Below are 5,478 nucleotides of genomic sequence, written 5' to 3' on the forward strand. Positions count from 1 at the left end.
AAAATATCGCATCCTTATCTTCGTTTAAATCGCAGCAATAAGCAACATAACAAAACACAAGCAGGCATTATTCAATGAAAGTCGCCCTTATTACCGGCATCACCGGCCAGGACGGAGCTTATCTTACTGAGCTTCTTTTGCACAAAGGATATATGGTTCATGGCATTAAGCGTAGAGCCTCACTCTTTAATACCGATCGTATAGATCATCTTTACCAGGATCCACATACACCACATAAAAACCTGGTACTTCATTATGGAGATTTGACTGACTCTACCAATCTTATCCGTATTATACAGGAAATACAGCCCGACGAAATTTATAACCTGGCAGCAATGAGCCATGTGCAGGTAAGCTTTGAAGCGCCGGAATACACTGCCAATGCAGATGGAATTGGTACGCTTAGAATTCTTGAAGCTGTACGATTGTTAGGCCTGGTTAAAAAAACAAAAGTTTACCAGGCGTCCACCTCTGAGTTATATGGCTTGGTTCAGGCTATTCCTCAAAGTGAAACCACTCCTTTTTATCCACGTTCGCCTTATGCCGTTGCAAAGTTGTATGCGTATTGGATTACTGTAAACTATCGCGAAGCTTACAACATGTTTGCTTGTAATGGTATTTTGTTTAACCACGAATCTCCTTTAAGAGGCGAAACTTTTGTTACAAGAAAAGTTACGCGGGCTGCGGCAAAAATTGCTTTAGGACTGCAGGACGTTTTGTACCTGGGTAATTTAAACTCTCTGCGCGACTGGGGACATGCTAAAGATTATGTAGAAGGTATGTGGCGTATACTGCAGCATGACGTTGCCGAAGATTTTGTGTTAGCAACTGGTATTACAACATCTATTCGTGACTTTGTGAAAATAGCATTTAGACATGTTGGGATTGAACTTGAATTTAAAGGTACCAATGAAGATGAGACGGCAGTGGTGACTGCTTGTACCGGTGAGTGCCGGATAGCCGTTGGAACGACAGTTGTTAAGGTGGACCCACGTTACTACAGACCCACAGAAGTTGAATTACTGATAGGTGATGCATCGAAGGCGAGGGAGAAACTTGGATGGACACCGGTTTATACAATGGAGAAACTTGCCGAAGAGATGGTTGCAGCAGACCTTGAGTTATTTAAAAGAGAGGTGCTGTTGAAACAAAGCGGTTACAAGATTATGAATCAGTTTGAATAAGAGTTGTAGGAAACCGAAGGTCGGAAGCAACGAAAGTTGGTTAGCGAAAAGTCGCAAATAGCCGAACGGTGGAAGTGCCGGAAGTCACAAGGTCGTTCATAGCAAGGAGGGAGTAAAGTTTCGACTAAAGATTAATGACTTTGAAGCGATCAACGACACTCGAAAACAATAAGCAAATGGATAAAGAGTCTACAATATATATAGCAGGGCATAGGGGAATGGTGGGAAGCGCGATTATGCGAAAACTTCAGTCGGAGGGTTATAACAATATTATTACAAGGCTATCGTCGCAGCTAGATTTACGAAACCAGGCTGCAGTAAAGGAATTTTTTGAGCAGGAAAAACCTGATTATATTTTTTTAGCTGCTGCTAAAGTGGGTGGTATTCATGCTAACAATATTTACCGTGCTGAATTTTTGTATGATAATTTAATGATCGAAGCGAATGTGATTCATGCAGCGTACGAACACAAAGTTAAAAAGCTCATGTTTCTTGGCTCCTCGTGCATTTATCCAAAATTTGCTCCACAGCCATTGAAGGAAGAATCTCTTCTTACCGGTCTTTTGGAAGAAACGAACGAGCCTTATGCTATTGCAAAAATTACGGGGATTAAATTGTGCGAAGCATACAGGGCGCAATATGGTTGCAATTTTATATCAGTAATGCCTACCAATTTGTATGGCCCTAATGATAATTATGATCTTAATGGTAGCCATGTTCTGCCAGCCTTAATGAGGAAAATGATAGTTGCAAGAAAAACAGATGCACCTTTTGTAGAAATCTGGGGCTCCGGATCTCCTAAGCGGGAGTTTCTGCATGCCGACGACCTTGCTGAAGCCTGCTTTTTTCTGATGCAAACTTATAATGAGGCCGGGTTTGTGAATATTGGTACTGGCGAAGATCTTACTATTAAAGAGCTGGTTTTGTTAATTAAAGATGTTGTTGGATACCAGGGCGAAGTAAAACACGATACAACTAAACCCGATGGTACACCCAGAAAGCTGATGGATGTATCTAAATTAAATGGGTTGGGGTGGAAGGCGTCTATTTCTTTAGAAGAAGGTGTTAGAAGAGTGTATGAAGAGGTAAAAGACAGAGACTGGAGCAAGTGATTTTATTGTGATAGCTCGTTGTTCTATTTGATATTTTATATTTTATCGCTCTTGGTTAATTAGTAGCTGGCTATATTTCCTATTCTTATCACTTTCTTTTTAATTACTATAAATAATCTATTTCCACTTATTAAGATGAAAATTGAAGAAACGCCATTAAAAGATTGTGTATTGATACATAACTCCGTTTTTAATGATGATCGGGGCTTTTTCTTTGAAAGTTTCAATGCCGAACGCTTTTGTAACCTCACCGGAAAATTTATAAACTTCGTTCAGGATAACCAAAGCCATAGTGTGAGAGGCGTTTTGCGCGGCATACATTTTCAGAAGGGTGAACATGCCCAATCTAAACTGGTTCGGGTAATTAAAGGAGAAGTGTTGGATGTGGCGGTTGATTTAAGGCCTGCTTCACCAACTTTTGGGCAGTACTTTTCTGTAATTCTATCCGATACTTCTAATACGCAACTTTTTGTTCCCAGGGGTTTTGGTCATGGCTTTATCGTTCTAAGCCAGGAAGTTGATTTCTTTTACAAATGCGACAATTTTTATAATAAAGCTTCAGAGGGAGGTATCATGTATAACGACCTTGACTTGAATATTGATTGGAAAATGAATGCTTCAGAGATTTTAGTAAGTAAAAAGGACGAACAAAACCTTTCTTTTGCTGCGTTTAAAAAGTCAATGGGTTGTAGCTAATAGCAAAGATGCGCGTGTGATCATATAGACTCGGCGCGTGTAAAGTCTTTAAATAATTGAATTAACTATAATGAAAGGAATTATTCTGGCAGGGGGATCTGGTACTCGTTTATATCCTATTACCCAGGCTATCAGCAAGCAACTAATGCCGATTTATGATAAGCCGATGATCTACTACCCAATATCTGTTTTACTTTTTGCTGGTATACGTGAGATACTTATTATAACTACTCCTGAAGATAGCAGCCAGTTTAAGAGATTGTTGGGAGATGGAAAAGAAATAGGTTGCTCTTTTTCGTATGCAGTGCAGCACGTACCAAATGGTTTAGCACAGGCGTTTGTAATAGGCGAGGAATTTATTGGCGATGACAAAGTAGCCCTGATTTTAGGAGATAATATTTTTCACGGGAGTGGATTTAGCAGGTTAGTTCAATCTTTTTATGATGTGGAAGGTGCAGCTGTTTTTGCATATGAGGTGGCTGATCCGGAAAGATATGGGGTAGTTGAGTTTGATGATAGTTTTAATGCAATTAGCATTGAAGAGAAACCTGTTGTTCCAAAATCGAATTATGCAGTACCGGGGTTGTACTTCTACGACAATAGTGTGGTAGAGATTGCAAAAAACATACAGCCGTCATCGAGGGGTGAATTTGAAATAACAGACGTGAACAGGGTATATCTTGAAAGCGGTACTCTGAAGGTAGGCGTAATGGACAGGGGAACAGCATGGCTGGATACAGGAACTTTTGACTCTCTTAGCGATGCAACAGAATTTGTTAGAGTGATAGAAAAAAGGCAAGGGCAAAAGATTGGCTGTATAGAAGAAGTGGCTTATAGAATGGGATTTTTAACCAGGGAAGCCCTTAATGTTCTTGCTGATAAGTATAAGAAAAGTGGGTATGGGGAGTATTTGAGAAGAGTAAAATAAGTAAGGTTAAAAGCGCGGGCTTACTCAATCATGTCTCCGGTTGTGATTAGTTTTACAATTACTATGCTTGTTGAAACTACAACTACAGGTACAAGTGAGTGACACAACAATGTTTAATAGTTAAAAAATGCCCACCTACACATTCCTCTCTTAATCATCGTAAGCGATCAGGTGTATTACTTTTCCACTACTGATCTGCAGCTTTCCATGTGAGCTGACATAAGCTTTTTGATCTTCCTCATTTATTAAAATTTTGTCCATAAAGGTTGTCACCTTTATTTTCGGAACTTTGGGAGGCGCTCCGTTTGCCCTGGCAGTTTGAATGTTACTGCTTAGCATATTTCTAAAAGAAATACTTGTGAGCTCTGCAGTAGCAAATAGTTCTGTACTAAGTATCCTGCTGCCGGTAAGAAAAATGTAGCCTGCAAAGTTGCTGTCTGTAAAGCTGTATTTGTTTAAGAAATAGCGCATGTAATCACTATCATCAATGGCAGTATGCGGAGCGAGATCGACATAAGAAACGGTTTCGCTTTTTTTGTTACTAATGGCAAATTGCCTGTCAATTTCTTTCCATACTGCAGATTGCCGTCGTTTTATATTCATCGTTTTTTGCAATTCACTGTTTGCTACCCCTGCTGTTTTAAACTCTTTAGGCTTATTTTCCCACCTTCTTTTCTCTACACAGAAAACATTTACAAAATCTGTTGAACCAGGTGTAATGATTTTCGTTTCTGCGACCATCCTGTCTTGCTTGCCTCCATCTAAAATTTCCCCGCTTTGTATAACTACATCTTGTTTCGAATGATTGGTAACTTGAAGCCAATTCACATCGGCTCCTTTCTCAAACTGCATTTCCTGCAATTTTATCTTATGCTTTAACAGTGCCTCGCTTAACTGCATGGGAGGCGTACCGGTGGGCAAAGCCGTACCAGGAACGCCTGCTCCTTCCTTGTACCTTACCGGTACTATTTGAAGGTTTTTAAACGTCCATGCAGAGTCATACTCCACTCTTAATTCTTTATAGGTTAGCTGTGCTATTACTGTATTTGAAGAAATGAAAAGCATAATGCTAATAGCGCCAATATGGTAAATGTGCCTGCAAATAATAGTAGAGGTACGCGTAAAATCAAATTCACTACATAGCCAACCTGAGGATATACACTTAAGAAAACTTGTCATTACATGCGGTTTTGAATTTAAAACGCTTTTTAAATAAGCATTTTCAAGGTTTATCTTTGCCGTACTATGGAAAAGAAAGTAAGGGTTCGTTTTGCTCCATCTCCCACAGGAGGATTGCACCTTGGTGGAGTAAGAACGGTTTTATATAACTATTTATTTGCTAAGCAACTCGGCGGCGAGTTTATTTTACGAATTGAAGATACTGATCAAACACGCTTTGTGCCCGGCGCCGAAGAATACATACAGGAGTGCCTTGCCTGGTGCGGATTAACGCCCGATGAAAGTCCATTGCATGGTGGACCATATGCGCCGTACCGCCAAAGCGAACGTAAGGAAATGTACAGGCAATACGCCGAACAATTAGTAGCACAAGGAAACG

General features: G+C 40.0%; 6 protein-coding genes. 5 read left to right on the forward strand and 1 reads right to left on the reverse strand.

Going from position 1 to position 5,478, the window contains the following annotated elements; genetic code table 11:
- Positions 1-74: 74 nt before the first annotated feature.
- The 4 genes from gmd (at position 75) to rfbA (ending at position 3,920) form a co-directional block, all read left to right on the forward strand.
- Positions 75-1,184, forward strand: a complete 1,110-nt coding sequence (gene gmd / locus JWR87_RS18575) for a GDP-mannose 4,6-dehydratase (RefSeq protein WP_297823068.1) — start codon at positions 75-77, stop codon at positions 1,182-1,184.
- A gap of 176 nt (positions 1,185-1,360) precedes the next feature.
- Positions 1,361-2,296: a GDP-L-fucose synthase gene (locus tag JWR87_RS18580; RefSeq protein WP_297823079.1), complete on the forward strand. Its 936-nt coding sequence runs from the start codon at positions 1,361-1,363 to the stop codon at positions 2,294-2,296.
- 135 nt (positions 2,297-2,431) lie between these two features.
- Positions 2,432-2,992, forward strand: a complete 561-nt coding sequence (gene rfbC / locus JWR87_RS18585; RefSeq protein WP_297823071.1) for a dTDP-4-dehydrorhamnose 3,5-epimerase — start codon at positions 2,432-2,434, stop codon at positions 2,990-2,992.
- 70 nt (positions 2,993-3,062) lie between these two features.
- Entirely contained in the window at positions 3,063-3,920 is an 858-nt protein-coding gene (gene rfbA, locus JWR87_RS18590; protein ID WP_297823073.1) for a glucose-1-phosphate thymidylyltransferase RfbA, read from the forward strand.
- A 150-nt stretch (positions 3,921-4,070) separates the two neighbouring features.
- Here rfbA and JWR87_RS18595 read toward each other — a convergent pair whose 3' ends face one another.
- Positions 4,071-5,099: a DUF6569 family protein gene (locus tag JWR87_RS18595; protein WP_297823075.1), complete on the reverse strand. Its 1,029-nt coding sequence runs from the start codon at positions 5,097-5,099 to the stop codon at positions 4,071-4,073.
- A gap of 66 nt (positions 5,100-5,165) precedes the next feature.
- Between JWR87_RS18595 and JWR87_RS18600 the strand changes: the two genes are divergently transcribed.
- Positions 5,166-5,478, forward strand: a 313-nt coding sequence (locus JWR87_RS18600) for a glutamate--tRNA ligase family protein (RefSeq protein ID WP_297823077.1), incomplete at its 3' end; no start/stop codon positions are given.

The organism is Segetibacter sp., assembly GCF_025963695.1.
Taxonomy (GTDB): domain Bacteria; phylum Bacteroidota; class Bacteroidia; order Chitinophagales; family Chitinophagaceae; genus Segetibacter.